23 protein-coding genes are annotated in these 26,609 nt (G+C 40.9%); 10 read left to right on the forward strand and 13 right to left on the reverse strand.

Annotation, left to right across the window (positions count from 1 at the left end; translation table 11 throughout):
- The first annotated feature begins 17 nt into the window (after window positions 1-17).
- The gene (locus FD725_RS10800; protein WP_179048137.1) at window positions 18-638 is read left to right on the forward strand and encodes a HupE/UreJ family protein; all 621 of its coding nucleotides are present in this window, start codon (window positions 18-20) and stop codon (window positions 636-638) included.
- A 93-nt stretch (window positions 639-731) separates the two neighbouring features.
- Here FD725_RS10800 and apcB read toward each other — a convergent pair whose 3' ends face one another.
- The gene (gene apcB / locus FD725_RS10805) at window positions 732-1,241 is read right to left on the reverse strand and encodes an allophycocyanin subunit beta (protein ID WP_179048138.1); all 510 of its coding nucleotides are present in this window, start codon (window positions 1,239-1,241) and stop codon (window positions 732-734) included.
- 360 nt (window positions 1,242-1,601) lie between these two features.
- Here apcB and glnA point away from each other — a divergent pair, with 360 nt between their 5' ends.
- Complete coding sequence (glnA, locus tag FD725_RS10810) at window positions 1,602-3,017, forward strand: type I glutamate--ammonia ligase (RefSeq protein WP_179048139.1); 1,416 nt, start codon at window positions 1,602-1,604, stop codon at window positions 3,015-3,017.
- 83 nt (window positions 3,018-3,100) lie between these two features.
- On the opposite strand, the gene FD725_RS10815 is transcribed toward glnA, so the two are convergent.
- Entirely contained in the window at window positions 3,101-3,304 is a 204-nt protein-coding gene (locus FD725_RS10815) for a hypothetical protein (RefSeq protein ID WP_179048140.1), read from the reverse strand.
- Window positions 3,305-3,585: 281 nt separating this feature from the next.
- Here FD725_RS10815 and FD725_RS10820 point away from each other — a divergent pair, with 281 nt between their 5' ends.
- On the forward strand, window positions 3,586-4,857 hold the full coding sequence (locus FD725_RS10820) for a styrene monooxygenase/indole monooxygenase family protein (protein ID WP_179048141.1): 1,272 nt from the start codon (window positions 3,586-3,588) through the stop codon (window positions 4,855-4,857).
- 118 nt (window positions 4,858-4,975) lie between these two features.
- Here the strand turns inward: FD725_RS10820 and FD725_RS10825 are convergent, their stop codons facing one another.
- The 6 genes from FD725_RS10825 to FD725_RS10850 all read right to left on the reverse strand — a co-directional run bounded on the left by FD725_RS10825 (window position 4,976) and on the right by FD725_RS10850 (window position 12,943).
- Window positions 4,976-6,580 (reverse strand): sensor histidine kinase, encoded by a 1,605-nt coding sequence (locus tag FD725_RS10825; protein ID WP_179048142.1) that lies wholly within the window; start codon window positions 6,578-6,580, stop codon window positions 4,976-4,978.
- Between the two features lie 199 nt (window positions 6,581-6,779).
- A complete protein-coding gene (gene menD, locus FD725_RS10830; RefSeq protein WP_372726732.1) occupies window positions 6,780-8,528 on the reverse strand; it encodes a 2-succinyl-5-enolpyruvyl-6-hydroxy-3-cyclohexene-1-carboxylic-acid synthase in 1,749 nt (582 codons plus the stop codon).
- Window positions 8,529-8,953: 425 nt separating this feature from the next.
- A complete protein-coding gene (locus FD725_RS10835; RefSeq protein WP_179048144.1) occupies window positions 8,954-10,768 on the reverse strand; it encodes an ABC transporter ATP-binding protein in 1,815 nt (604 codons plus the stop codon).
- A 338-nt stretch (window positions 10,769-11,106) separates the two neighbouring features.
- Window positions 11,107-11,565, reverse strand: coding sequence for a hypothetical protein (locus FD725_RS10840; RefSeq protein ID WP_179048145.1), 459 nt, complete (start codon window positions 11,563-11,565; stop codon window positions 11,107-11,109).
- A 9-nt stretch (window positions 11,566-11,574) separates the two neighbouring features.
- Window positions 11,575-12,198 carry a hypothetical protein gene (locus tag FD725_RS10845; RefSeq protein WP_179048146.1) on the reverse strand — a complete coding sequence of 208 codons (624 nt, stop codon included), beginning with the start codon at window positions 12,196-12,198 and terminating at the stop codon, window positions 11,575-11,577.
- A complete protein-coding gene (locus FD725_RS10850; protein WP_179048147.1) occupies window positions 12,188-12,943 on the reverse strand; it encodes a TIGR04255 family protein in 756 nt (251 codons plus the stop codon). The genes FD725_RS10845 and FD725_RS10850 overlap by 11 nt, the downstream gene beginning before the upstream one ends.
- A gap of 993 nt (window positions 12,944-13,936) precedes the next feature.
- Between FD725_RS10850 and FD725_RS10855 the strand changes: the two genes are divergently transcribed.
- The 6 genes from FD725_RS10855 (at window position 13,937) to FD725_RS10880 (ending at window position 20,567) form a co-directional block, all read left to right on the forward strand.
- Window positions 13,937-14,338 (forward strand): hypothetical protein, encoded by a 402-nt coding sequence (locus tag FD725_RS10855; protein WP_179048148.1) that lies wholly within the window; start codon window positions 13,937-13,939, stop codon window positions 14,336-14,338.
- Window positions 14,339-14,668: 330 nt separating this feature from the next.
- Entirely contained in the window at window positions 14,669-15,796 is a 1,128-nt protein-coding gene (locus FD725_RS10860) for a TOMM precursor leader peptide-binding protein (RefSeq protein WP_179048149.1), read from the forward strand.
- Window positions 15,793-17,091, forward strand: coding sequence for a YcaO-like family protein (locus tag FD725_RS10865; protein ID WP_179048150.1), 1,299 nt, complete (start codon window positions 15,793-15,795; stop codon window positions 17,089-17,091). The genes FD725_RS10860 and FD725_RS10865 overlap by 4 nt, the downstream gene beginning before the upstream one ends.
- Window positions 17,092-17,235: 144 nt before the next feature.
- Window positions 17,236-17,970, forward strand: a complete 735-nt coding sequence (locus FD725_RS10870) for a SagB/ThcOx family dehydrogenase (protein WP_179048151.1) — start codon at window positions 17,236-17,238, stop codon at window positions 17,968-17,970.
- A gap of 242 nt (window positions 17,971-18,212) precedes the next feature.
- Window positions 18,213-18,530 carry a hypothetical protein gene (locus FD725_RS10875; protein WP_179048152.1) on the forward strand — a complete coding sequence of 106 codons (318 nt, stop codon included), beginning with the start codon at window positions 18,213-18,215 and terminating at the stop codon, window positions 18,528-18,530.
- Between the two features lie 309 nt (window positions 18,531-18,839).
- The gene (locus FD725_RS10880) at window positions 18,840-20,567 is read left to right on the forward strand and encodes a succinate dehydrogenase/fumarate reductase flavoprotein subunit (protein ID WP_179048153.1); all 1,728 of its coding nucleotides are present in this window, start codon (window positions 18,840-18,842) and stop codon (window positions 20,565-20,567) included.
- 366 nt (window positions 20,568-20,933) lie between these two features.
- Here the strand turns inward: FD725_RS10880 and FD725_RS10885 are convergent, their stop codons facing one another.
- The 4 genes from FD725_RS10885 to FD725_RS10900 all read right to left on the reverse strand — a co-directional run bounded on the left by FD725_RS10885 (window position 20,934) and on the right by FD725_RS10900 (window position 25,100).
- Window positions 20,934-21,848, reverse strand: coding sequence for a phosphorylase (locus FD725_RS10885; RefSeq protein ID WP_179048154.1), 915 nt, complete (start codon window positions 21,846-21,848; stop codon window positions 20,934-20,936).
- A 90-nt stretch (window positions 21,849-21,938) separates the two neighbouring features.
- Entirely contained in the window at window positions 21,939-23,303 is a 1,365-nt protein-coding gene (gene miaB, locus FD725_RS10890) for a tRNA (N6-isopentenyl adenosine(37)-C2)-methylthiotransferase MiaB (RefSeq protein WP_179048155.1), read from the reverse strand.
- Between the two features lie 88 nt (window positions 23,304-23,391).
- Window positions 23,392-23,943: a PEP-CTERM sorting domain-containing protein gene (locus tag FD725_RS10895; RefSeq protein ID WP_179048156.1), complete on the reverse strand. Its 552-nt coding sequence runs from the start codon at window positions 23,941-23,943 to the stop codon at window positions 23,392-23,394.
- 380 nt (window positions 23,944-24,323) lie between these two features.
- Window positions 24,324-25,100 (reverse strand): ester cyclase, encoded by a 777-nt coding sequence (locus FD725_RS10900; RefSeq protein ID WP_179048157.1) that lies wholly within the window; start codon window positions 25,098-25,100, stop codon window positions 24,324-24,326.
- 364 nt (window positions 25,101-25,464) lie between these two features.
- Between FD725_RS10900 and FD725_RS10905 the strand changes: the two genes are divergently transcribed.
- Window positions 25,465-25,941: a TspO/MBR family protein gene (locus tag FD725_RS10905; protein ID WP_179048158.1), complete on the forward strand. Its 477-nt coding sequence runs from the start codon at window positions 25,465-25,467 to the stop codon at window positions 25,939-25,941.
- A 35-nt stretch (window positions 25,942-25,976) separates the two neighbouring features.
- Here FD725_RS10905 and FD725_RS10910 read toward each other — a convergent pair whose 3' ends face one another.
- Window positions 25,977-26,363, reverse strand: a complete 387-nt coding sequence (locus FD725_RS10910) for a hypothetical protein (RefSeq protein ID WP_179048159.1) — start codon at window positions 26,361-26,363, stop codon at window positions 25,977-25,979.
- Window positions 26,364-26,609: the final 246 nt, after the last annotated feature.

The following is a 26,609-nucleotide window of genomic DNA, read 5'->3' on the forward strand; positions in this document are numbered from 1 at the left end:
ACTAACCTTAAATAACAATGTTGACCACATCAAAAGCTGTTCGTTACATTGGAGCGATCGCTGCTCTTATATTAATTAGTTTGTTAAGTTCTGTAAATGGATTATCACTGCAACATTCTATCTCTAACTTTGGAGATGGTTTCTTGTGGGGAGTAGCAGATCCAGTGCTTCACTTTGATAGTTTAGTCAATACCTTAGCTATTGGCTACATCGCATCTGGTATGATGCAAGCGGCATTCATCACTGGCTCGTTGATTGTTGCCACAGTTTTGGGTGGGCTGATGTCTTTATCACACATGAATCTACCCGGTGCAGAAATAGCTATTGCTGTTGCCAGTCTTGTGTTGAGTATTTTGTTGGTTACACCCAACCGTCCTCACTGGTTTATTTTAGCCGTATTAGGAGCGATCGCTGGTTTATCTCTCGGCTACCTTGATAGTCAATCAATTATTCAGGTGGGCGGAATATCGCAATTTACCTACTTGCTAGGTATGGTTTTATCTCTGTATGCAGTTGTGACTAGTGCCAAAAAAATTGGTCAAGCGATGAATCAGGAAACCATGTCTAGCGTATACCGGTTTGTCGGGTTAGCCATACTTGGTATCAGTATTGTATGTTTAGGCAACGTCATCGGCTAAGTAAATATCATTACATCCTCCAGATTGAAAAAAGCGATCGCTTCTCAACATAGTCAAGAGGCGATCGCTATATTAATTTATGTAACTCACTCCCTAGATATCCTGCTCGCTTAACTCACGAGTAATATGGTCAAATGGTTCATCCACAAAAGCAGTGTTGGTAACACCTGCACCTGCGACTTGATCCTTAACCAAATCCTTGAGAATTTGTACACCACGCACAGTTGGGCCAATGGGTACACCCAAAGAATTATAAGTTTCTCTTAACCCTTGCAGCACACGCTCATTGAGAACATCTGTGTTGCCAGCCACCAGCGCATAAGTAGCGTAGCGCAGGTAATAGTCCATATCCCGTAAACAAGCTGCATAACGACGAGTAGTGTAGGCATTGCCACCGGGACGAATCAACTCTGGTAGTTCTTCAAACAACTTAGCACCTGCTTGCTTGACAAGGGCTGCGGCATTGGAGTTGATTGCTGCTGCGGCTTGTACACGAGACGTACCACTTTCAAAATAAGATTTGAGGGTATCGAGCGCATTCCGGTCAAAATACCGACCAGCCACGTCATAATTCTTAATTAAGCTTGTTACTGCATCGCGCATTCCTTCTTCTCCCAATCGTTGCTATCTATGGTTTGATATTAATTTGGTTGCAACTACGCACCAGTAAATTTTTGTGCTATTAAAAATAGATTCGGCACAAAAATAATCTATCTGTTACTTAAAGGATTCTATGCCAAAGTTGACCCCTATGAGATTAACTTTCATGGTTTTGTGCAGATGTCGAAAGAAAGGTTAATATTACCTGTAATCCAGACAATCTGTAACAAAGACTACAAAACTGTCGAATGTTTTGAATCTACGATATTTCAGGTGTGTCACAACTTTGTTCCACTCAGTAGGGTTAGATGCTTTGGCAGATCCTGGTTTTAATTTAAGAAATTGGCAGAGTAAGGAGTAACAATGACAACCCCCCAAGAAGTGTTGAAGCTGATTCAAGATCAGAAAATTGAGCTTATTGACCTAAAATTCATCGATACAGTCGGTACTTGGCAACACCTCACCGTGTACCACAATCAAATCGATGAAAGCTCATTTTCTGATGGCGTACCTTTTGATGGTTCCAGCATCCGGGGTTGGAAAGCAATCAACGAATCCGACATGACAATGGTTCTCGATCCCAACACTGCCTGGATCGACCCATTCATGGAAGTGCCAACGCTGAGTCTAACTTGTAGCATCAAAGAACCTCGTACAGGAGAATGGTACAACCGTTGTCCACGAGTCATTGCTCAAAAAGCGATCGACTACTTAGTTTCTACCGGCATCGGTGATACAGCTTTCTTTGGCCCTGAAGCTGAATTTTTCATCTTTGACAGCGCCCGCTTTGCCCAAACCGCCAACGAAGGCTACTATTTCTTAGACTCTGTAGAAGGTAGCTGGAACTCTGGTAGAGATGAAGGCCCCAACCTGGGTTACAAACCACGCTTCAAAGAGGGTTATTTCCCAGTTTCCCCCACGGATTCTTTCCAAGACATCCGGACAGAAATGCTGTTAACAATGGCAAAATGTGGCGTACCCATCGAAAAGCATCACCATGAAGTTGCGACCGGTGGACAGTGCGAACTCGGTTTCCGCTTTGGTAAATTGATCGAAGCGGCTGACTGGTTGATGATTTACAAATACGTCATCAAGAACGTTGCTAAAAAATACGGCAAAACCGTCACCTTCATGCCAAAACCAATTTTTGGCGATAACGGTTCCGGTATGCACTGTCACCAATCTATCTGGAAGGATGGTCAACCCCTGTTCGCCGGTGATCAGTATGCTGGTTTGAGTGAAATGGGCTTGTACTACATTGGTGGTATCCTCAAACACGCACCAGCACTCTTGGCTATTACCAACCCCAGCACCAACTCTTACAAACGCCTAGTTCCTGGTTATGAAGCACCAGTTAACTTAGCTTATTCTCAAGGTAATCGTTCTGCTTCTGTGCGGATTCCTCTGTCTGGTACTAACCCCAAAGCCAAGCGTTTAGAGTTCCGTTGTCCAGATGCTACCTCTAACCCATACTTGGCATTTGCTGCCATGCTGTGTGCTGGTATTGATGGTATTAAGAACAAAATCCATCCTGGTGAACCCTTAGATAAAAATATCTATGAACTCTCTCCAGAAGAATTAGCCAAAGTTCCTTCTACACCCGGTTCTCTGGAACTAGCATTGGAAGCACTAGAAAACGATCACGCTTTCTTAACAGGATCAGGAGTCTTTACTGAAGACTTTATCCAAAACTGGATTGATTACAAACTAGCTAACGAAGTTAAACAGTTGCAACTCCGTCCTCATCCCTATGAGTTCTACATCTACTACGATGCTTAATTAAGAACTGTAATTAAGATTATAAATTGCCACCCATAAGGGTGGCTTTTTTGCTGGCAATTTGATTGAGAAGATGATCTTAGTTAGCTCATCGACGCATTGCTGCGACCATAAATTGTTCTGGTAGTAGGATCAATCTTCCCTTGAGTGGGATTCCAATAGTGGGATAGTTCTTCTGTAGGTAAGCCAAGTTCTTGTGCGGAACGCATCAGCATCGATTGTTGACGGTTCTTCACTTGTTGATATTGGCGCATCATAATGGCACGAGATTTTTCTTGAATAGACATAGAATATTTCTCCTAGTGATAGTGATATTAATTTAATTTCATGCTTGTAAAAATTAGTTTAGCAAAAATTCTGTATCTTATGCTACGAAATTGATTATTTGTTATAAATTTTAATATACTGAGGCAGTAGAGCAAAAAGATTGCTCAATTCACACTTAGTTTGCTATGAGGAATTTTTAACAGCCATTGCATAAGTGAAGGAAGTTTTACCGATAGCTAAAAGTGGAAAATTTTCATAAATCATCAGCAAAAAATCACATACAAATTTCGGAGAGCTGAATATGCGACGAATTGCCATTATCGGAGCAGGTCAAGCAGGACTGCACTTAGCTGTTAATCTAGTTGATGCAGGTTATGGAGTGACCTTGTTTAGCGATCGCACTCCAGAAGCGATCCTCAATGGTAAACCAGGAGGAATGCCAGTACTGTTTCCTAATTCAATGCAACTTGAAGAAAGGCTAAATTTTTGGCAAGAGGAATTTCCCGGTAGCGATGTCTTCCGCAGCGAAGTGTTAGACCCAGAAGGAAACCTGGCCTTAACTGTATCTTATCCCTTAGAACAGCCTTGGCAAGCTGTAGATCAACGATTAAAATTCTTTACCTGGATGCAAGAGTTTGTCAAAATTGGTGGTGAACTTGTCGTTCAGAAAATGACGCTTGCTGATTTAGAAGAATGTGCTAAAAACTATGATTTAGTTTTAGTTTCTAGTGGTCGAGGTTCCTTCGCAAATTTGTTTGCACGAGACGCACAAAAATCTACACATGACAAACCAAAGCGCCATATCACATCAATAATTGTCACAGGATTGCAAGGTGATCCAGTTGATTTACGTGCTAGTCAAATGACTGTCATACCTGAAGTTGGCGAAATAATTCAGATGCCATTCTATGCTAAGGGTAAATTTTCTGCTCACGTAATTGCCTTTGAAGCTTGTCCTGGTGGGAAAATGGATCAATTTTCTCAGATCCAAAGTGGTCAAGAAGTCTTAGAGATGAGCAAAACAGTCATCCAGCAGTTAAAACCTTGGCATTATGAATTTGTCAAAAATATGGAATTAGCAGATGAGCAAGCATGGATAAATGGCGCAATTACACCAACAGTTCGCCACCCCATCGGACGCTTACCTTCAGGTGCAATTGTTATGGGTATAGGTGATGCTGTAATCCTACAAGATCCTCTGACAGGTCAAGGAGCAAATAGCGCTACAAAAATGGCTCATTTAGTGAAGCAACAAATTATTGAACATGGCAACCAACGCTTTGATGAGTCATGGATGCAAAGAGTATTTGATGAGTTTTGGAATTATGCTCAGTACACCTATGCTTTCACTGATTGCTTATTGTCACCCCCAGATTATCTCCAAGATATTATGATGGCGATGGCTGAAAATCCAGAAATTACTAGAGATTACTTAAACGGTCTTAACCATCCCCCAAGCTTGTCTTCGTGGTTTTTTGATGCTGAAAGTGCCAAGGAATATTTAGCACAAAAGAAAGCCAGTGTTGAGGCTGATAATCTAAATATTAGGGTAGGGTGTGTTACGGCTGTGTAAAGATTTGGGAGTTTGAGAAAGTAAAAATTAGCCGTAACACACCATGTTTCTCGGTACGTTAAGCATTGCTATCATGCACCCTACAATCTGCCAAATTCACAACCCAATAGATGAGAGTTTAGGAATTGATAGCTGATGTTTGAGCTACTGGAATCTCAATCACGATTTCTGTACCTTTGCCGATAGTAGAATTACAAGACAACTTGCCGGAATGTTGCTTAACTATAACTTGATAACTAGTAGATAGTCCTAGTCCTGTACCTTTACCTATCGCTTTAGTAGTGAAAAATGGGTCAAATATTTTGTGTTTGATAGAATCAGAAATTCCCATACCGTTGTCGATACAATGAATTCCTATCCATGATGGAGAAATAACCTCAGTACGGATACAAAGATTGCTGACATGATTATTATCCTGCTCAAGCATACACTGCAAACGCCGTTCTTCTAAAGCATCAATAGCATTACTAAGAATATTCAGAAAAACCTGATTGAGTTCACTAGAATAACACTCAACTAATGGTAGTACTGCATATTCTTTTATCAAGCAAATTTTACACTGATTATGAGTTGATTGTAATCGATATTGTAACATCAACAATGTACTATCGATACTTTCATGAATATCAACTTTTTTTAATTCGGACTCATCTAACCGCGAAAAAGTTCGCAGTGATTGCACTATTCCTTGAATTCTATTGACACCTTGCATCATCGAACTGAGCATTTGCGTAAAATCTTGAGTAGCAAAATCTAAATCCATATCTTCAATTACTGTTTGAATTGCTGCTGGAGGCTGGGAATAATGCTGCTGATAGATATTGACTAAGTTAAGTAAGTCTTGAGTAAAAGCTTTTGTATAACTGAGATTTCCCGAAATAAAGTTGAGTGGATTATTAATTTCATGGGCAATCCCAGCTACCATTTGACCCAAGGAAGACATTTTTTCTGCATGAATCAACTGTGTTTGAGTTTGTTTTAGTTCTTTGACAGTTTGTTTGAGGCGAATATTTTTATCACTCAACTCATGTGTTCGCTGATCGACTCGTAATTCTAACTCTTGATTGGCTTGTAATAAAGCAGATTGAGCAGTTTTTCTAGCTTTTAAATAGTCTTGTAATAAACACAAAACAATAAACCATAAAGGAATAAGTAAAATTAAACTCAACACAGAAAATAAAATAGATAAAAATAGGTGTCCCCGATAACTAGTAATTTCTGTGTGTAATTCTCTAAATATATAATAGCTGCTAGTGTCAATACTTGCTCCTAATTTAGTCTTCTCTGTTTGATATTCAATGCTAGATAATAATGCTTGGGCTGCGGCTATTTGGCCTTGTTTAGTTAAAGCAAAAGATTGTTTCTCTATTTCTATTAATTTTTGATTGGATGTATTAATTGTTTTGGCGCGTTCAATTAAAAAACGATGCTCGGCTAAATTCATGAACTGTTGCAAAGCCGTATCTAATTCCCGTCCAAATAACTCATATCTCGTTTTCCATTGCTCATTACCTGTATTTGCATACATATTTGCTGACATTGTGAGTACTTCATCTAGATAAATAATCTTTTCAGTTACATTTTTTAGTGGTAGTTCATGCTGGATGATGTAATTGAATTGTTTGTATGCTTCGTTAGACATCCAAATCACAGGAAGAAACAAGAAAATGGTTAAGACAACGGTTGCTGCTACTGTTGATGCTGGGCGAAATATTTGATTCATAAAAGTAGAATTATTGGTTGACATCTACAAACAATGCCAGGATAAATCATGCTGTTATGCTAGGTGATTTGAGTAAATACACTGAAGACAAAACAGTCAATTACTCATAGGGCAAAAGTTAGAGGTTATCAATAGGCTCTGAAATTTGCGACCTAAATAGTCAACTAATAGTTATAACAGAAGTGAGGCGATCGCATCATCACAATGAGGCTATTTTCCCAAACTTACCTAAGTTATCTTGTCGCCATTTGGCATCAGTTTTGCGATTTGTGGGCAATTCTAAAACGCGAATTCCTTGAGTTGGTAGAGGATTTAATCTAGCTTGTAACTGTTGCCAAGATGTAATTAATTCATGCTGCACATTATAAGTAGCGCATAATTGAGCAAAATTAATATCCTGTGGTGTAGCAAAAAACTCTTCAAATGGGGGATCGAATTTGGCGATGGGTAACATTTCAAAAATTCCGCCGCCATTGTTGTTAATTAAAATAATCGTCAGATGTCCGACAAATTTATTTCTGATTAAAAAACCATTGGTATCATGTAATAAAGCTAAATCTCCTGTTAGCATCACACTACTTTGTTGACGATGGGCAATTCCTAAAGCAGTGGATAATGTGCCATCAATACCGTTTGCACCCCGGTTAAAATGCGATCGCACTCTTAAATTATTCGGTTTCCAGAAATATTCTACATCTCTTACAGGCATACTGTTAGCAATGAATAGTGGCGTTTCTGGTGGTAGTATCTGAGAAATCAACCAAGCTGTTTTGGATTCAACTAAATCTTCTATATTTGCTAGAGTTGCGTCTACATTTGCCCTAACTTGAGTTTCTGCAAGACACCACATCTGCAAATACTCAGACTGAGACGGGGAAATCTCACCCTGACTTTCTCTCTCCATCTCCTCTACCCGCATCCGTAAGTGCGTTGTTCTCCCGTGCAAAGGGTCGAGATTTTGGTCACTAGGGTCAATTATCCAACGTCGGGGTTGGTTGGTATCTATCCAAGTCCGCAGTTCTTTACTTGTCGGCATATCACCAACTTGAACTACTATATTGGGTGCTAGCTGTTTGGCTAATTGCTGATTTCGCAAAATTAGATCATAAGTAGAAATCAAGCAAGCATTGAGTCCAGCATAATTTCTGACAGGGGACAGCCCTTCAGCGAGTACAGGCCATTGGAGCATTTGCGCAAGTTGGGCGATCGCTCTACAATATGCTTCAGGTTGTTGTGGTTGGGCAACACCAGCGATAATAATACCGCGATCGGATTTTTGCCATTCTTTGATAACTGGAAGTAGGGAGTAGGAAATCGGGATTTGGCTATTATCTACCACTCCAGCGAAAAATTCTTCTATGTTGATTTTTGGTAGAGACTCTGCATTTAATGTCGGAATAGGTGCAAGAGGGTCACGAAAAGGGATATTGAGATGAACAGGCCCTGGTGTTGGTATTTGTGTTCTTTCCCAACTATGAATTACTGTTTGTCGCAGATAAGCTAACATTTCCATATCTGGGCAAGGTAAAGCTAACTCTGCTTGCCAGTTTGGGTAACTACCATAGAGTTTTATCTGGTCTATGGTTTGTCCAGAGTGACAGTTACGTAATTCTGCTGGTCTATCTGTGGTTAATATTAACAGTGGCACACGACTTTCTTTCGCTTCAATCACCGCCGGATAAAAGTTTGCCCCCGCAGTTCCCGATGTACAGACAATTACTGTCGGACGACCAGTGGCTTTAGCTACTCCCAAAGCAAAAAAAGCGGCGGAACGTTCATCAAGAATGGAAATCACTTCAATATCTGATGCTTGTGCGGCAAATGCAATTGCTAAAGGTGTAGAACGGGAACCAGGACAAATGACTGCACAGGTTAATCCTAAACGCTTGAGTGTTTCAGTCAAGATATAAGCCCAAAGTTGATTAATATTTTGTTCAGCAAACTGCATCACATCAGACATAGCAGCAAATGAATTAGCGATTTTATATGGCGAAATTCAATTTATCAGTTATTTGAGAATGTTTTAACTTTTACAGCAGAAGTCCCACATCTCATACCATTTCACGTTAATCATGATAGACATAAATTATGTAGAGACATTGCAATTCTATGTAGAGACCTTGCAATCCTATGTAAAGACCTTGCAATCCTATGTAGAGACGTTGCAATCCTATGTAAAGACCTTGCAATACTATTTAGAGACGTTGCAATGCAACTTCTCTACCCAAATTTCTCACGAAATTTATGAAACCGAAACCCAGAGGCTGTAGGGGCGGGTTCATGAGATATTCGTGGATGATTGAAGCATATTTGTGAACCCGCCCCTACCGTTTTGTGAGAAATGCAGGTCTACTGTTGATGCGTAAATTCAATTCATTTTGGCAAATATTGTTGTGCTTGCATATTCCACAAAGCAGTATATTCGCCTCCAAGCTGTAACAGTTCTTGATGAGTGCCATCCTCAATTAAACGACCGGCTTTGAGGACTAATATCCGGTCAACCATTTGCACAGAAGCTAACCTATGAGTAATCAGGATGGTAGTTTTGCCCTCAGCTAGCAGCATAAAGCGGCGATAGAGATCACACTCACTGCGCGGGTCTAATGCCGCAGTTGGTTCATCTAGAAGTAGTAATTGAGCGTCTTGGCGGACAAAAGCACGGGCTAAAGCTAATTTTTGCCACTGACCACCGGAGAGTTCTGTACCGCCAAACTGCTTACCTAATGGTGTATCCTCTTTTGTCGGGAAATGATCGACTAGTTGGGCAATATCGGCTTTTTCCACAGCGCATCTGAGAATATCTCGATGTTCTAGAGCAGCAAGGTTGCCTAAAGCAATATTTTCTCCTAGTGTAAGTGCATAGTGACCAAAGTCTTGGAAAACTCCAGCAATTTGCTGTCGCCACTGTTCTAAATTGACATTTCTCAAATCTATGCCATCGACAAGAATGCTGCCTGTCGTGGGATCGTAGAGTCTGGTTAATAGTTTAACAAGAGTAGTTTTACCTGCACCATTTTCTCCGACTATGGCGACTGTTTGCCCAGGGTAAAGGGTAAAAGAAATGTCCTTGAGGGCTAATCGACCATCTGGATAGTAAAAGTCAACTTCTCTAAAAGCAATACCTGAACGAATGGGAGTTGGTATTTTCTCTCCAGGGATGCTGAGTGGCATCGGCATGGGGCTATCGAGAAAATGGAAAAACTGCTGCATATAGAGGACATTCTCAAATAGATCCAGCCAATTAGCAATTAATCTTTCTAGATTATTCTGGAAGTAAGTTAATGACTGTACAAAAAGAAGTACACTTCCTGGGCTGAACTCTCTGCGGAAAGCCTTCTGTACCACCCAATAGAAAGCAAAACCATTACCTAACGTACTGAGAACAGCTAGACTAGATGACCAAAATGCTTGCTGATCTCGCAGATGACGCATAGATTGATGTAAAGACGCAAATGCTTGCAGGTAGCGATCGATAAAAAATGCACCGAGTTTAAACAACCTGATTTCTTTAGCATAGGTGTCAGTGAGCATCACCCCAGCATAATATTCCATTCTGCGAGCTTGAGGACTGTGTTCAAATAAAGTCAGCCAAATAGTTCTGCCATATTGAGAAGAAACTACTATCTGGGGTATGCTGGCGATCGCCATCACTATGGGTATCCAAAAAGCTAGAGGAATTAGTAGCCCAACCATGACTATCAATGTCACCAAAGATCGGGCTAATTCCACCAAATTCCCCAGTAAATTCAATGGCTTATAGCTGACTTGTTGTTGCAGCAGTTGTAGCTCATCATAAAACTGAGCATCTTCAAAACGGCTCAGGTCGGAAAAAGTATCAGCTTTCCGCATTAATAATAAGCTAATGTGAGCCGTTAACTTGTCATTGAGATTTCCCTGAAGGGCAAATATCCACGGATACAAAAGTGTTTCTAGTAATAAAGCTCCCACCCATCCTGCTACTAGAGGCCACAGAATTGAGTAGCTTAATTCTCTACCAGATGTCAAAGTGGTAGCTACAGTATCTACTACTAGCTTGGTAATCCACACGCTGATGGCGGGGAGAAATCCCTGCAATAAAGTCACAGCAATCAGCAAGCATATTTCCTTGGGTGCTGCTTGCCATAACAAAGGTAAAGAACGAAATAAAGCTCTAGTGTAATCTGTAAACCAAACTCTGAAATCACTCATTCATTAAATTTGATTTTTGATATTAATTCTTGACTCTGTTATCTATTAATTTAGTACTTGTGAGCAGTTTTGATCTCCACGTCTTTGGGCTGAATATATTCATAGTATTTAAATCCCTGCTCTCGGAATATTTACTTATCTCAAAACTAACTAGAGTCAACAATAGCCTGATAACTCCAGGATCATGAGATAATTACTATAGTCTTCTAAAGAATCTACTAAACTTAATCGTAGTATTACTACTTGACTAAAGTAGTAATTATTAAGGAATAAAATCTATATCTTGTCAACCTGGTGTTTTTGGTGAATATAGACAGATGATAAAAACGTTTTGATCGCTAAGTTAGTAAATCATACGGTTTAATCTCCCAACTTTGCTTGTTAATTCTCTCAGTTGCAAGCCGTGCCAGCTTTTCTGCAACTTTCCTAAAGGTTCCTTTGGTTGCGTAATCGGGAGAAGGTTCAATTTGTGCGTGAGATGGATTATCTTCTGTTGGCCTTGGATAGACATCAATTTTGTAATCAAAAATTGGATTGCCTTTTGGATCATTTTGAGAAACATTTATGCTCCGAATTTCCCCAGCAATCAGGCTGACGACACCATCATTTGGATTTTTCTGTGTGTGCTTCGGGTCATTATTACAAAGTTTTGCCCTATCTACAGAAGGAGCTTGATTTTTATCAGTAAAGGACTGTGAACTGAGTTCTAATCCAGATTCTCCAATACGATAATATTTGTCTAGTCCATGAAAAACACACCGATATAATATCTCATCATCTGCAACTACGTCGCTCACTGCCAACCTCTATAACACTAACCACTTCCAGAGATCAGCAAGTTCGGCGGGCGATGTTACCAAACCTTCTTCCATTTCGTTGTCAATATCTGTACCCCAAACTTTGATGTATTCTGCGGTATTTCCTAGAATATAGACAGTTAACTTATGATTCTGATGCCACCACTCAAAAACTATTTCTGAATCAACGCCCAAATTTATCAATGGCTCACACCACCACATCCTGTGAGACGCAACAACAGTACGTAGTTGATTTAACCATTCTATTGTGTACTGATAAGTTTTATTATCTGCTCCTAATTCAGCAATTCTTCTATAAGTTTTATGAATTGGTGAATAGCTATAAGGCGAAGATTGAGCAGCTGCATAATTAGCAAGCTGCTCAAAAATAGCTTCAGCTTTTTGTGGTGTTGAATAAACAAATAACCTGGGCTGAGTTTTCCACTTTCCCACAGTCGATGTTATTTCCATTGCAAGAGCAGTACGATTTATGTTTCGTCTAATCAATAAACTTTGCGAACCTGTGACTGATTGTGAAATCGGAAGTTGAGCTAATTGATTAACTTCAAGAGAAATTGCTGATGCTTCCAGATTACGATGTTCGTCCCTCAAGTAGTAAATTTTAGCTGACATTGAACAACTCCCTTGTGCGATCAGTAATTAAATTTTCAAAAGCTTGCCCTTCTCTTTGCTTTAACTCATATAAGCTGGAAAGCGCTGACTCAATAGCTAAAGGTTTTTCTAACCATTCTTGCGAAGCTTCTAAGTCCAATGTAAACATAACTTGTCCGGCAGGTGGTAAGTCATCGGACAAGGTGATCACTAGTCGGATTGGGATATCTTCGTAAATTGACTCGGTTCGAGTTAAAAAGCCTGAGATTCGACTTGGTACACCATCTGGTAACTGAGGATATACAGTAAAGTATTCGCTAAGTTCAATCTCTCGGTTAACAGCAACAGCTACTTTATTTATGTAACGAAGAGCAATCCGTGTCACTCCAACAGGCTTGGCAACATCTAAATAAGTATGAAATGCTTTGCTAATTCTTTCGCTAAAATTCTCCCACCCCTCATAAGGGCGCAGGCTATGGATACTTAGCAGATTAGCTCCCACACCAACTAGTTTTTTAGTATCAGCAGATTGAAACAGGAGCTTGATAAAGTCATGTCTGAATGCCAATTCAGGATTATCAGGTGCAGGCTCGATCTGGAGTTCAGCCTGAATTAGATTTTGTTGTCGTGGCTCGCCTGGGTAAGTGTCTCTTATTCTTTCATAAAACAAGCCAGGTACTGTGAGATTCCAGCGTTGCCCAGGAGCAAAGCGAAACTCACAGACTGCTTCTTCTATGGGTGGATTAGGATACTGGCGGCGCGTCATAGATTACCTAAATTCGGCATAACCTTACATTTTTATCTACTACAAGCTGTAGACCAAAAATAACGAATCTTGTTCACTAATCTTAGGTTATCTAAGGACTGGCTTTATAAAAAGTTTTTTGGAAACTTAAAATCTTACACCTTGCCGAACTTCCCGCCATAGAGCCAAAATACTCACGGAAATTTCTTCTGGTAATAGTCTATAAAAAGTAAGAAGTAGCTGCGACTGGGCAAGGGTAAACAATATTGGCGCTCAAAACCCTCATCATTCAAGCTTTTTAGCAGAGCAATTAAATTTTTTCTTACTTTCAGGGAATATCATCAATAGTTTACTCATGTTTTGATAAAATCACTGGTGAAAATCTATACTTGAGTTTGATATCTTCAGACTCAAAAAACACAGATACAATACATGGCATTTTGTAATTATTTGTTACACAGTTAGCAACAAGGTCAGAAAAATCATCAAGATTAAATCAAAAATATTGAAGAAGAATTTTGACTATTACGCTTTACTGTTGAGTCACCTGATATTTTAGAGATTTTGCATTGGCGACAGAATACGGCTTGTGGAGTTAAGGAATATCAAGAGTAAAAACAATACTACTTAAGAAAGAAGCGAAAAATATAGAAGAAGATATTGTTGTAGGAGTTAGAGAAGCAAAAAAGACATAATTTTTGACGTTAACAGTAGACTTTTTTCAAGATCAGACTCTATGGAAAATAAATCACCTGCGGGAGATTTCCTGACTGATCAACAAGAGATTTTGTGGACTAGTAAGACTTTGAATATTAGACCTAGTTTTTTGTTGTTTATTTAACTAGAGATGTCAAGGGATAATATTGAGAAATGAAGCTCTGCTTATTTTCTCATCATTTTCCACATTTACTTGTGCAAATACCTATTTTTATGTGAAAACTGGTGGATTTTAAGCCTCATGCTAGTTTTTCACAAACTCAAATGCAGATTTGCAGTTAAAAGGAGTAAGTGATCATGCTTGCAGAAAAAACATTGACTCAACCAACAATAGAAATGCGTTTGGTAGATCAAGCAGACAAACTAGAAAGACTGCTGTTATCTGATGAGGAAATAGCAGCTTTAGAAAAATTTCAGATACCGGGAATACCTGATGCTGTCACCAGCCAAAGATGGTTTGCTAATTGTGGCGGATGTGGTGGATGTGGTGGATGTATACCTTGTTTTGGATGTAGACCCTGTGGTGGATGTAGACCTTGTGGGGGATGTGGTGGATGTAGACCTTGTGGTGGATGTGGTGGATGTGGCGGATGTGGCGGATGTAGACCTTGTGGTGGATGTGGTGGATGTAAGTTTAGTTCTACTGGAACAGAGGCGGATGTGATTGAAGATGCCAATGATTTTGGGTTTGGATACTAAGTTTTTAGGACTTACGCAGTGTCAATAAATTTTCCGGCTTTTTTGTCAATAGTCAATAGTGAGATAGTGCGTTCCTGTCGCCTTGCGTCGGAAAGCAACTATCGTTAGCGAAGCGTTAGCGACGAAGGAGCGTCACCCGAAGGGTCAATGGTCAAAATCAAGTTTTTTTCGACTGTTGACTATTGACCACCCTCAGAAGGGTTTCTTGGTTGAATGCGTAAGTCCTATTTGATGTAGTAACCCAACATCTTTGTCTATGTTGGGTTGCTCCACCCAACATAAAATTTTTGGCATTACATCGATGGAGATGGGAATTATAAAACAAAGTTTATGAAATTAGATGATGGTAAGCGGTTACGTCTACTAGAACACATCATTATTCAAGTGATGTCGTCGGATTGTCATGGTGAAGAAACTATGATATTTAATACGACGAGGCGATCGCTCACAGTGAAAGGTCAAGCACTGCATGATGTGGAAAGGATGGTTTTACCTTTACTAGATGGCTCTCGCACAGTAGGAGAAATCCGGGCGGCGATTGGGGAAAAGTTGACAGATGCTTCTCTGAATCAGTGTTTAGAGTTTTTGCTGGAAAATCGCTTGGTGGAGGAGTTGCTGGAGGAGACGGTTGATTTAGATAGTCGTGCTGTTTTACTCCCACAACTGAGTTTGTATCATGAGCTAGGCTTTGAGCAAAAGGATGCCCAACAGCACTTAGCCGAGGCGAGGATTGGGATTTTTGGACTCGCAGGTTCAGGGTTAGTAGCAGCCATGAACTTAGTTACGGCTGGTATTGGTTTTCTCCGCTTATGTGATGATGCCTGTATACTTCCGTCTGATGCTTGGATGATGTCGGGTTGGGGATTTGAGCAAATTGGTGCTTTTCGCAGTGTGGAAGCGGCTCGACAGATGGAAGCAATCGCTACAATCACCCAAACTGAGATTGTCACAGATCCTTTAAATGATGATGAAACAGTCAGTGCTTTGCTGGATGATGTTGACTTAGTGATTGTTGCTACTGATGCCGTATCTGTGAATCTCGCCTATCGTCTCAATCGATTATGCCTGAAAAAGCAGCGTCCATTGCTTCCTGGTGGGGCAACTGGTGTTGAGGGGACTGTTGGGCCGTTAGTCTTTTCTCCGGATAAGGCTTGTTATCTGTGCTATCGGCTGCGCTCTATGGCTTGTGCCAAACTTCCAGAGGCAGAATTGGCGATAGAGCAGTTTCTCGACCGAGAACGGCGTTCTCAACCACGGCTGCGGGAAAATTTACCCATAGCTCAGATGTTAGTTGGGAGTTACTTAGCTCTTGATGCGGTGAAGATGTTGCTGGGTTTGGCGATCGCTACTGAGGGCAAATTACTCCATCTAGATTTACTCCGCACCAAGCTGACTCACAACGTTGTCTTAAAAAAACCTGGTTGCCCCCATTGCTCACCACAGGAGAAAATAAGGTGAATACAGCAGCGATCGCTAGTCCACGCTGGCGGGATTTAGTCAGCCCCCATACGGGAATTATCCGAGCCATTGATCGGTTCACTAAGCCTTACACAGAGTTTGAGCTACCAGTCTTATGGCAAGCAGAATTAGCCAATTTCCAACTGCGCCAACAGCCGGATGATTTACGCTACGGTGTCAGCAGAGGTATGACTGATGAGCAAGCAATTTTGGGTGCGGTGGGCGAAGCGATCGAGCGTTACTCTGGTGGTATTGTAGATCACCGACGATTGATCATCGGTAGCTATGGCGAATTGAGCGATCGCGCGGTTCATCCTTCAGCTTTTTGCTCGTTTTCTGACCAACAATACGCTAATCCAACTTTTCCATATCCCACCTTCAATCCGACAACGCAGACTTCCTGGATTACTGCCTTTGCTCTCGCTAGTAACCAACAGGTTTTAGTCCCAGCATCCTTAGTCTATCTGGGCTGGAATAGCAACTTACCAGGTGACTATATTTTACCTGTGACTTCTAATGGTATGGCTAGCGGTGCTGGGTTGGAGTTTGCCGCTTATAGTGGTTTGTGCGAGTTAATTGAGCGCGATGCTTTCATCATTACATGGCTAAATCGCCTACCTGCTCGGCGAATCCATTTTACTCATCGACCAGGAATTGAGACGGAAATTGCCCGTAACTACGCCAGATTTGGCATTGAGCTAGTAGCCTTTGATATCACTACTGATATTCAAGTCCCGGTTGTCATGGCCATGATCATTGATCATTCAGGCAAAAGTCCTGCCGTTGCGACTGGTTTGGGATGTCATCTTCATGGACTGACAGCTTTTCGCAAGGCGATTTTTGAAGTTTGCCAATCCCGTTTTGGTGACATAGAACGGATGGCTAATGGTGCTGGTGCTAATCTCCATCAATATGAGGATGTTAAGTATTTGGATGATCATAGTGCTTTCTTTTACACTACTGAGCGATTCAATGAGTTAGATTTTTTGTTGAACCATAACCAATGCCTCCAAGTCGAAGATTTACCAACTTACACTTCTCCTGTGGATGCAGAGAAATTGCTATCAGTAATTGCCAAGCTGAATGCGGTAGGTGCTGAACCTTATCTAGTGGAAATTACAACCCCTGATATTGCAGCCCTTGGTTTTCGAGTAGTGCGAACTTTGGCAAGTGAATTAGTCCCCATCTATTTTGGTTATGGACAAGAACCACTGGGTACTCGGCGTTTGTTCGAGGTTCCAGAAAGGTTGGGTTATGCAAGTGATCTCAATCCCTGTCCACATCCAATGGCTTGATAGGAATTTGTAATTCTACTACGCGGAAGCCAGCTACGTAATAGTCATCTGGTGAAAATGAATGTAGAGACGTTGCAGTGCAACGTCTCTACAAGGATTTCGAGCAACGCAGAATTTAGGTATGAAGATGAGGAAGTTGGATTAATGTATAAAGTTGATGAACCACTGGAGTTAGCGCTGCTATATCATTTAAATTCCCCAGTACCTCAAAGTTATGGCAAGCGTGTTCCGGCTGAAGAACTGCGCTATTTGCCAGATGCTGCTTTTTTGGAACTGCCTCCAGCCCCACATGATAACCCACTGACTGCACTTTTGGCACGACGTTGTTCTGTGCGATCGCTGGAGAATTCAGTTATGCCACTTGTGACATTAGCTCGATTGCTAGACGCAGGATGTGGAATCAATGGGTTGCGACAAGTAGAAGGGCAAATCTATGAGGCGCGCAACTCTCCGTCTGCGGGAGGACTTTATCCGATGGAGATTTTTCTCTCCACTCAAGCAATAGAAGGTCTAGCTGCTGGATTATATCACTATGAACCACGGGGTCATGGGTTACATCGAATCAATGATGCTGTACCCAGAGACTTTGTTGAACCTTTATTGCAGCAAGATTATATTGTTAACGCCAATGCTTTGTTTTGGTTCACATCCGTGTTTAGGCGATCGCTATGCAAATACGGTGCGCGTGGCTACCGCTTTGCACTTTTAGAAGCTGGACATCAAGCTGAAAATATATGTCTCATGGCTGTGCAATTAGGACTGGGCAGTCTTTGTATAGGCGGATTCCACGACATGAGCGTAAACGCTATTCTAGGCATTGATGGCAGATTTCATGCAGCACTTTACTGTGTTGCAGTCGGTGCAGTGAGAGAGTGCTGAGTGAGGGAGTGAGGGAGTGAGGGAGTGCTGTTAGCGGAAGCGGGGCGTTCAGCCCGTGCTGAGTGCTGAGTGCTGAGTAATGACCAATGACTAATGACTATTGACCATTGACCATTGACTATTGACCAATGACACTTATTTGTAAAGTGATATTACAAACCTTGCAAAAATATTGAGAAATTGTCTGCAAGCCAAACATGGTTCTAAGGTAGAACCTATAGGAGAGACTTGAGGCAAACATCATGACAAAAAATAATAATCAAAACTATCGGTTTGTCTGTACCCTGACCTTTGGTGATATTTACGGTCAAATCATTGTTTGGTTAATCACAATTACCGTCAGCTTGGCATCAGCTTTGGCCCTAATGGGAGCCAGAAGACCCGTGTATGCTTTAGCAACCGTGGGTTTGGTTGTGCTGCTATCGCTACCTTTCTTGTTGTTTGCTTTTGTAACTACATTGTTAAATCATATTGAAGTAATGCCTGTGGAAGTAGGAACAAAAACTGAACCTATACCCGGTAATGTCTCTCAACAAAAACCTGTACAAGCAACTAGCTGAGGAATAAGTAGTGGGGAGTGGGGAGTGGTTAATTTTAATAATTGTTAATTTTGAATTTTGAATTTTGAACTAATTAATTTCCCTGTCAACAGATGGGGATTTTTTTATGAAAATGGAAAACCAGCTATTAAAGAAGTGAACAGTGAACAGTTATCAAGGTTTTAGTCAGGGTTAAATCCCTCACAAAAACCCACCACTTTTAGACGTGGGGGACTTTGACTCCCAACTGATAACTGATAACTGATAACTGATAACTGTTGAATCTCCTCTTTACAATAGAACAGCAGTGTTTTGCAGTCAGGTTTAATTATGCTGGAACATGACGTGATTATTGTCGGGGGTGGATTGGCTGGATGTCGGGCGGCTGTGGAAATTGCCCGTATTGATCCCAGTTTAAATGTTGCTGTTGTCGCTAAAACTCATCCGATTCGTTCTCACTCTGTTGCTGCTCAAGGTGGTATCGCCGCGACATTAAAAAATGTGGATTCTACTGATAGCTGGGAAGCCCATGCTTTTGATACTGTTAAGGGTTCTGATTATTTGGCAGACCAAGATGCAGTAGCAATTCTGACTCAGGAAGCGCCAGATGTGGTGATTGATTTAGAACATATGGGTGTTCTATTTTCTCGCTTAGGTGATGGGCGCATTGCTCAACGGGCTTTTGGTGGACATTCTCACAACCGCACTTGTTACGCTGCTGATAAGACTGGTCATGCGATTTTACATGAATTGGTCAATAATTTGCGGCGTTACGGTGTACAGATTTATGAAGAGTGGTACGTGATGCGCCTGATTTTGGCAGATGGTGAAGCTAAGGGTGTAGTTATGTATCGCCTATTAGATGGGCATATTGAGGTCGTGAGGGCGAAAGCTGTCATGTTTGCTACTGGGGGCTATGGTCGTGTTTATAACACCACTTCTAATGATTATGCTTCTTGTGGTGATGGCTTGGCGATGAGTGCGATCGCTGGTTTACCTCTAGAAGACATGGAGTTCGTGCAATTCCACCCCACGGGCTTATATCCTGTCGGTGTACTGATTTCGGAGGCTGTGCGGGGAGAAGGAGCGTATCTAATTAATAGTGCAGGCGATCGCTTTATGGCAAATTACGCACCTAGCCGCATGGAACTAGCCCCCCGTGATATTACCTCAAGAGCGATCGCTTACGAAATCCGTGCCGGGCGTGGTGTTAATACTGATGGGAGTGCAGGAGGGCCATTTGTCTATCTGGATTTGCGCCACATGGGTAAAGAAAAAATCATGAGTCGTGTCCCCTTCTGTTGGGAAGAAGCCCATCGTTTAGTTGGTGTGGATGCAGTCACTCAACCGATGCCAGTACGCCCCACCATACACTATTGCATGGGTGGTATACCTGTAAATACCGATGGTCGAGTCCGGAGTAGTGGTGATGGTGCGGTTGAGGGTTTCTTTGCTGCTGGAGAAACAGCTTGTGTTTCCGTCCACGGCGCTAATCGCTTGGGGAGTAATTCTCTTTTGGAATGTGTAGTCTATGGTAAACGAACTGGGGCAGCGATCGCTCAATATGTACAGCAACGAAAGTTACCCACTCTAGATGAACAAAATTATCTCCAAGAAGCCCAACAACAAATCCAAGCTTTACTAGAACAACCAGGACAGTACCGAATCAACCAAATTCGCCAAGCTTTTCAAGATGCCATGACGGAATATTGTGGCGTATTCCGCACAGAAGAATTGATGCGTCAGGGCTGGCAAAAAATTACAGAAATACAACAGAAATTTACTCAAATATATTTAGATGATAAGGGTAGTTGCTGGAATACAGAATTAGTAGAAGCTTTAGAATTGCGGAGTTTAATGATAGTTGGACAGACCATTTTAGCATCAGCCCTAAATCGCCAAGAAAGCCGTGGCGCACACTTCCGCGAAGATTATCCCCAACGAGATGATGCCAAATTTCTCCAACACACAATGGCTTACTATTCACCCGCCGGTATTGATATTCAATATCGTCCAGTCACAATCACTATGTTTGAGCCACAGGAAAGGAAGTATTAAATAGGTAATGGGTAATGGGTATTGGGTATTGGGTATTGGGTATTGGGTATTGGGTATTGGGTAAGAATTGTCATTTAATTTCCAGTTTCCACTATACCCGCATTTCTCACAAGCGGTAGGGGCGGGTTTACAGAAATGATTAATGATTAACAATGATCTTAATGAACCCGCCCCTACAGTCTTTGGACAAAGAGAAAACCTCAGTTTAATAAGTCTGGTGAGAAATCCGGGTATAGGACTTATATTTGATTTTTGTTGGCGTAGCCTGCGCTTACGCATACAAAACTCAGTACACCTCTATTCTTTCTTCCCAGTCCCCAGTCCCCAGTCCCCAGTCCCCAGTCCCCAGTCCCTAATTCCTTACCTCTACAAGGATTTCGAGCAACTAACCTTTTCCAAGATATTCATGGGGCCATGATGTTTTAGTAACTGCATTTCCATTTCATTTTTCACTAGCAAAGCACCAGCGAATCCCAGAGAATTGACAGATATGGTTTGGAAATGCTCTTGCGATCGCGGTACTATTAACATCCATTCTCGTGTGGCTAATAAGTTATAAGCACCCACTTTTTGATTGTTATCAACTACATCTAAACCGACACTATGTAGTAATTTGTGATAAATTTCTAAAGTTGCCTCAGCCCCGGTGAATGGTGAATCAACCCAGTTAGGATTTAGTCTGGCGAAGCCGTGAACAAATTTTAGCTGCGGTATAGTTGTCACCACATCTGGGAATTTTGTCAATGGCAATAGTGGTGCAATCGGCACTAGTAATCCTGATTCTGTTAATGGTAGTGGTACTAATTGCAAATGTTTATGTCGTTGGCTAGCACCTGCAATTTTGCCACTGTTGTAAAACACTAAACCATCCACACCTGCTAAACAAGCCCACATAGCAGCAAAATCTGCCAGTGTCAGTAAGCTTTCTTGTTCTGCAAAAGCGCGAGTGATGATTAATAAATGATAGTCAACAACATTGAATTTATTTAAAATACACACATGAGTGTTGGAAATATCTGCTACAAATAAATCTTCTTCATAAGGCAGAAAGGGATTAAATTCTTGGCCAGCATTGGCTTGTTTTTGTTGTTGTTTTTTCGCTGTTTCTTTACGAGTAATGTTAGATAAAATTCGCACTAAGAAATTAATACCATCTTGTTCGACAAATTCAAATTTCGTCGGGATGGATAGCAATGCACCACATTGCAAAGCATGATCAGTTTGTTGTTTGATACTTTTCCATAGTGTATCTGGTTGTAGCAATATCTTCCCTTCAGCCATAGTCAAATGTTTTTGTCATATCACCACTCACCAAATTGTCAGGCAACTAGCGATATTCGTCAAACATCTGGCTATGCGCTTTACTGTCAATCAAACTGGCACAACTTGCCGTACTTCTACAGGTTCTCCAGTCAAGCTAAAAGGACGAACTTCGGTAATTTTCACCTTAACCAACTGTCCTTTTAGTTCATTAATATCACCTCGGAAAAAAGTGAGACGATTACCGCCTGTGCGCCCCATAACTTGAGAGGGATCTTTGGAGTTTTGGTCTTCTACTAATACTTCTTCAATGCGGTCGAAATAACGCTGCGATCGCTCGGCTGCTTTTAGGTTCACTAAATGGTTTAATCTTTGTAGGCGATCGCTTTTTACTTCTTCACTCAATTGATTGTCCCACAAAGCTGCTGGTGTGCCAGGACGGGGTGAATAAGCTGCTGTATTCAACAAGTCAAAGCCGATATCTTCTACAAGTTTTAAGGTATTCTCAAACTGTGCTTCTGTTTCCCCAGGAAATCCAACGATCGCATCCGCACTAATGGCAGCATCTGGCATATAATGCCGAATTGTATCAATAATGCGGCGATATTTTTCGTGAGTATAACCTCGTACCATCGCTTTTAATAGTTCGTTATCTCCCGATTGGAAAGGAATGTGGAAATGTTCACAAACCTTGGGTAACTCGGCACAAGCTTTGATTAATCTCTCAGTGAAATAACGGGGATGGCTGGTAGCAAATCTAATTCTTTCTACTCCTGGGACATCATGGACGTAATACAGCAAATCTGTGAAGGTGTGGAGATGTCTGCCTTCTGGGGTAGTTCCGGGTAAATCCCGACCATAAGCGTCAATATTTTGACCAAGAAGCGTAATTTCTTTATAACCTTGCCGTCCTAATTCCACCATTTCTGCCCGAATTGCTTCTGGTGTCCGAGATTGTTCCACACCACGCACGCTAGGCACTACGCAATAAGTACAGCGTTCATTGCAGCCATAAATCACATTCACCCAAGCGGTAACTTGGCTATCCCGCCGTGGTTGGGTGATATCTTCCATAATGTGAACTGATTCAGTCGCCACAACTTGATTGCCAGCAAACACTGATTCCAGCAAATCTTTTAGGCGGTTGGCGTGTTGCGGCCCCATCACCAAATCTAATTCGGGAACTCGCCGCAGCAATGCTTCACCTTCTTGTTGGGCGACACAACCAGCAACAACTAGGGTTAAATCTGGCTGTTCATGTTTGCGTTTGGCTTGTCTACCCAAGTATGAATAGACCTTCTGTTCGGCGTTATCTCGAATAGTGCAGGTGTTGTAGAGAATCACATCTGCATGATTAGGATCTTCGGCAAACTCAAAGCCCATGTCTTCTAAAATGCCAGCCATGCGTTCTGAGTCGGCTTTATTCATTTGGCAACCGAAGGTAGTGATGTGATAGCGGCGTTGAGAAGTGGTCATGGGGAATAATGCTGAGTTAGCTTGATGTTAAAATATGCTTTGTTGTCTTTTCTATTCTATAAGAATCCGATTTGATTACTGAAATCATTTAAGCTATTTGCTTGCGCTTCATCCACCAGCCAAAACTCACAGCAAGCATTGTACCCAATAATGTGTAAGGTTCTGGAGTAGAACGTTGAGTGACGCTAAAATTACCAAAATCTACGTCACTGGAAAATTCTGCATAACCTTCAGCAAAGCTACTATAGAAAACATTGACATTGCCTTGTCCGTCTTCTCCATCACCAGCGACTAAGTAAGAAAAACCGTTTGTAGTTAGGAGTGGTGTATTAGCATTCAAAAAATTATCGTTGTTTCCGTATGTCCTTGGGGCAAGTAAACCGATGATAGTTTCTGTAATACCTTTTACAGTTCTAGTGCCATTGATACCGAGAATTCTGTAATTTTGATTAATGGGATCTAAATCAGTAGTAGTGAGGGTTCCTTGGGCTGAAATAGTTGTTCCATCTGCATCATAGGTGGGAAAAGCATACTCAAAATCAAAGAACTGGGCAGCTTGTGCAGTAGACGATATACTAACACCAGTGAAGGCGATCGCACTACTGGCAAAAACTACACTAAGTTTTGTCGTTAATTTCATCTGCATTATTCTCCCATAAAAAATATTTCAGTTAAGGCGATCGCTAGTAAATTTACTTCTACTATTGCCACAAATTACATATTTATAGAATATTAACTAATTTAGTAAATCTACGGTGAGTTTATTAATAATTAGACATATGATAGGAACTAATTTTAACGTGAGTTCGACGACTGGAAAAACCCCTCTCCAAACCTCTCCCCTACAAGGAGAGAGGCTTTAAAACCCTCATTTTTCGTTGATATATTATGCTCTTTACTCCCCTCTCCGCCTCGGAGAGGGGGGAGAGGTCAAAAAAGATTTATTGAACTCACGTTAATTTTACATTACCCGAAATTTTTGCACAGACGTAGCATTGCTACGTCCCTATTGCTACATCTCTATATATTTGTCATGGGGATATGCTGTTTCCTTCGCCATAGTTGTGAGATAAATCCCCATAACCTTTGCCAGATAGAAACAGATGCTTTTTGCCTTTTTTGTTGTTCACTCTGAGGTGTTTGGAGTAATTTACCTCCAGAGGTTAACTGTTTCCAGAACTGAGTATGATCGTAATAGTGTTCCAAAGAAATAATTTTAAAATCATCTGTCACCCGTAACACACTTGTACCGATGACTTCAATTATTTTGTTAGTGGGAGCATAATCTTGATAAGCACCTGTAAATTCTCCCCAATGTCGCCACTTCAAAACAATATCTGGTGGCTGAGAGTAAACTTCTAAGACTTCCCATAATAAGCCATCGGGAAAAGCTGTATGTAAGAGATTATTTGCAGTAGTAATTTCCGCATTATTAGCCTTGTGATGTTGAGTATTGGCAATCAATAAATTATAAGTACCCACATTAATTAAGTCTGTGATAGTGTAGCGATAACCACCATTACAACTCATGCGAAATTGAGATGGTACAACAGACAGCCACTGAGCCGGATTAATTTTGTAGTTAGCTTCAATCTCAAATGTTTGCAGCAAATTTTGTACTAGTAATTCCAGCGAATTAGGCAGATGATTACGTGTACTTTCTTGGGCAAGTTTTTCCTGAATCTGGCTATAATCGGGCTTTTGAGCATAGCGCCACTCTACATGAGTGCTGTATTCTAAGACCGTATCTCTGTCTTGTACCCAAAGATGAAGTTGAGCGATGTTAATTGCATTCATAAATGTCTCTAGGAAATCAATTTAGCAGCAGATAAATACCAGAATTTCGCAATGATTCCCTGGGAATTTGCAGTTAACTATACAGATTGTCTGCTATTAACCTATGATGATTTTGTAGCGAGTTATATTAGCAGGTACAACTCAGTTGCCATGAAACAAGTTTCACAGCTAATTGCCATAGTTTCTCTTACTATTATGCCAGCTTGACTAGATAATGTAGTTATTTTAAGCAAGATTGCATGATTACTGCTCAGTCTCTTGGGAGAATCCAAAGACAAAAATATCAACTCCAGATAGGTGTGGCGATCGCTGGCAATTATCTAAACTACAATTAGACAACTATCACATATCATAGGAAAACTTTGTGAAAGCTAGATGGATAATTACGGCAGTTTCAGCCGCACTATTTTTTGGTGGTAATTTGTTCACATCATTACGCGATCCTTGGTTTCAGAATTTACAACGTCCCAACTGGTTGACTTTTGAATTTCTGATCCCAGTAATTTGGACGTTTATTTGGGCTTGTTGTACTATCTCCGCAATTATTGTCTGGGAGAAAAAATCTAAACAAGGTGTTCATCCTTGGTATTTAATGGTAGTTTATGCCGCAGTTGCTATACTTACTTCCATCTATAGTCCAATTGTAGTAGAACTTCGGAGTCTGACGGGCGGAATTATTGTTGGTGGCTTGGCTACATTACTTGTTTATATCTTAGCTTTTGTCGTTAAGCCTATTTCCTCAAAAGCTTCTTGGCTATTCCTTCCTTATGCTTTGTGGGGGCCTTTCGGTACTTATCTAACTTGGTTATTACTCCAACTTAATTCAAGTGTAGCTAATTAATTGACACAACCTATCAATACAAGCTGAATGGGGAATTAGGGAAAAAAGTTTTGTGAATCAAACTTGTCTTTTTTCGGTGAGTATTCCGAACATTTTTTCGCTTCCTCTGTCAGTACAATGGAGGGGTTAACTGCACATTTTAAATAATGATTATTGGAGTAAAATTGACAGTTTCTACATGGTAACTGATGTAAACCTTTAACCGTAAAAACCATTTTTTCTTCTAAAATAGACCGAATTTTCCGCAGAATGATAAAAAATATTACCCAACTAAAAACTAACCCAACAGGTGTTAAAGAAATAGCCAGATCGGGAATATCTACACTCTTAGATTTGGGGATTTTTTGGTTAACTTCACTACTGGTAACCTGATGAATATTTGTATTTGCTATAAAATGTTGCTGCATTTCCTCAACGAACATATTATTGACCCTTAGTTACATATACTGACTATGTTGGCATTTACTCCATTTTTTCACACCTGATAAAATCTCATATCTGACGATTAGATTAACTTATGAACTACAAATTGGTTATTTTCCGCAGAAACTAAATTTTTCGCTTTAATTTGTGACAGATTTAATCATGTTAATTATGATTACATATACAACAAATATACTGACGTGTATTTTGGGAATATCCAAACCGGAGGGTGGGTCAGTATGAGA

This window comes from Nostoc sp. TCL26-01, assembly GCF_013393945.1.
Lineage (GTDB): Bacteria > Cyanobacteriota > Cyanobacteriia > Cyanobacteriales > Nostocaceae > Trichormus.

What these genes read in the sequence shown, in the direction of transcription:
- FD725_RS10800 (WP_179048137.1), top strand. Translation starts at nt 18, where the DNA reads ATGTTGACCACATCAAAAGCTGTTCGTTACATTGGAGCGATCGCTGCT.
- apcB (WP_179048138.1), bottom strand. Translation starts at nt 1,241, where the DNA reads ATGCGCGATGCAGTAACAAGCTTAATTAAGAATTATGACGTGGCTGGT.
- glnA (WP_179048139.1), top strand. Translation starts at nt 1,602, where the DNA reads ATGACAACCCCCCAAGAAGTGTTGAAGCTGATTCAAGATCAGAAAATT.
- FD725_RS10815 (WP_179048140.1), bottom strand. Translation starts at nt 3,304, where the DNA reads ATGTCTATTCAAGAAAAATCTCGTGCCATTATGATGCGCCAATATCAA.
- FD725_RS10820 (WP_179048141.1), top strand. Translation starts at nt 3,586, where the DNA reads ATGCGACGAATTGCCATTATCGGAGCAGGTCAAGCAGGACTGCACTTA.
- FD725_RS10825 (WP_179048142.1), bottom strand. Translation starts at nt 6,580, where the DNA reads ATGAATCAAATATTTCGCCCAGCATCAACAGTAGCAGCAACCGTTGTC.
- menD (WP_372726732.1), bottom strand. Translation starts at nt 8,528, where the DNA reads ATGCAGTTTGCTGAACAAAATATTAATCAACTTTGGGCTTATATCTTG.
- FD725_RS10835 (WP_179048144.1), bottom strand. Translation starts at nt 10,768, where the DNA reads ATGAGTGATTTCAGAGTTTGGTTTACAGATTACACTAGAGCTTTATTT.
- FD725_RS10845 (WP_179048146.1), bottom strand. Translation starts at nt 12,198, where the DNA reads ATGTCAGCTAAAATTTACTACTTGAGGGACGAACATCGTAATCTGGAA.
- FD725_RS10850 (WP_179048147.1), bottom strand. Translation starts at nt 12,943, where the DNA reads ATGACGCGCCGCCAGTATCCTAATCCACCCATAGAAGAAGCAGTCTGT.
- FD725_RS10855 (WP_179048148.1), top strand. Translation starts at nt 13,937, where the DNA reads ATGCTTGCAGAAAAAACATTGACTCAACCAACAATAGAAATGCGTTTG.
- FD725_RS10860 (WP_179048149.1), top strand. Translation starts at nt 14,669, where the DNA reads ATGAAATTAGATGATGGTAAGCGGTTACGTCTACTAGAACACATCATT.
- FD725_RS10870 (WP_179048151.1), top strand. Translation starts at nt 17,236, where the DNA reads ATGTATAAAGTTGATGAACCACTGGAGTTAGCGCTGCTATATCATTTA.
- FD725_RS10875 (WP_179048152.1), top strand. Translation starts at nt 18,213, where the DNA reads ATGACAAAAAATAATAATCAAAACTATCGGTTTGTCTGTACCCTGACC.
- FD725_RS10880 (WP_179048153.1), top strand. Translation starts at nt 18,840, where the DNA reads ATGCTGGAACATGACGTGATTATTGTCGGGGGTGGATTGGCTGGATGT.
- FD725_RS10885 (WP_179048154.1), bottom strand. Translation starts at nt 21,848, where the DNA reads ATGGCTGAAGGGAAGATATTGCTACAACCAGATACACTATGGAAAAGT.
- miaB (WP_179048155.1), bottom strand. Translation starts at nt 23,303, where the DNA reads ATGACCACTTCTCAACGCCGCTATCACATCACTACCTTCGGTTGCCAA.
- FD725_RS10895 (WP_179048156.1), bottom strand. Translation starts at nt 23,943, where the DNA reads ATGAAATTAACGACAAAACTTAGTGTAGTTTTTGCCAGTAGTGCGATC.
- FD725_RS10900 (WP_179048157.1), bottom strand. Translation starts at nt 25,100, where the DNA reads ATGAATGCAATTAACATCGCTCAACTTCATCTTTGGGTACAAGACAGA.
- FD725_RS10910 (WP_179048159.1), bottom strand. Translation starts at nt 26,363, where the DNA reads ATGTTCGTTGAGGAAATGCAGCAACATTTTATAGCAAATACAAATATT.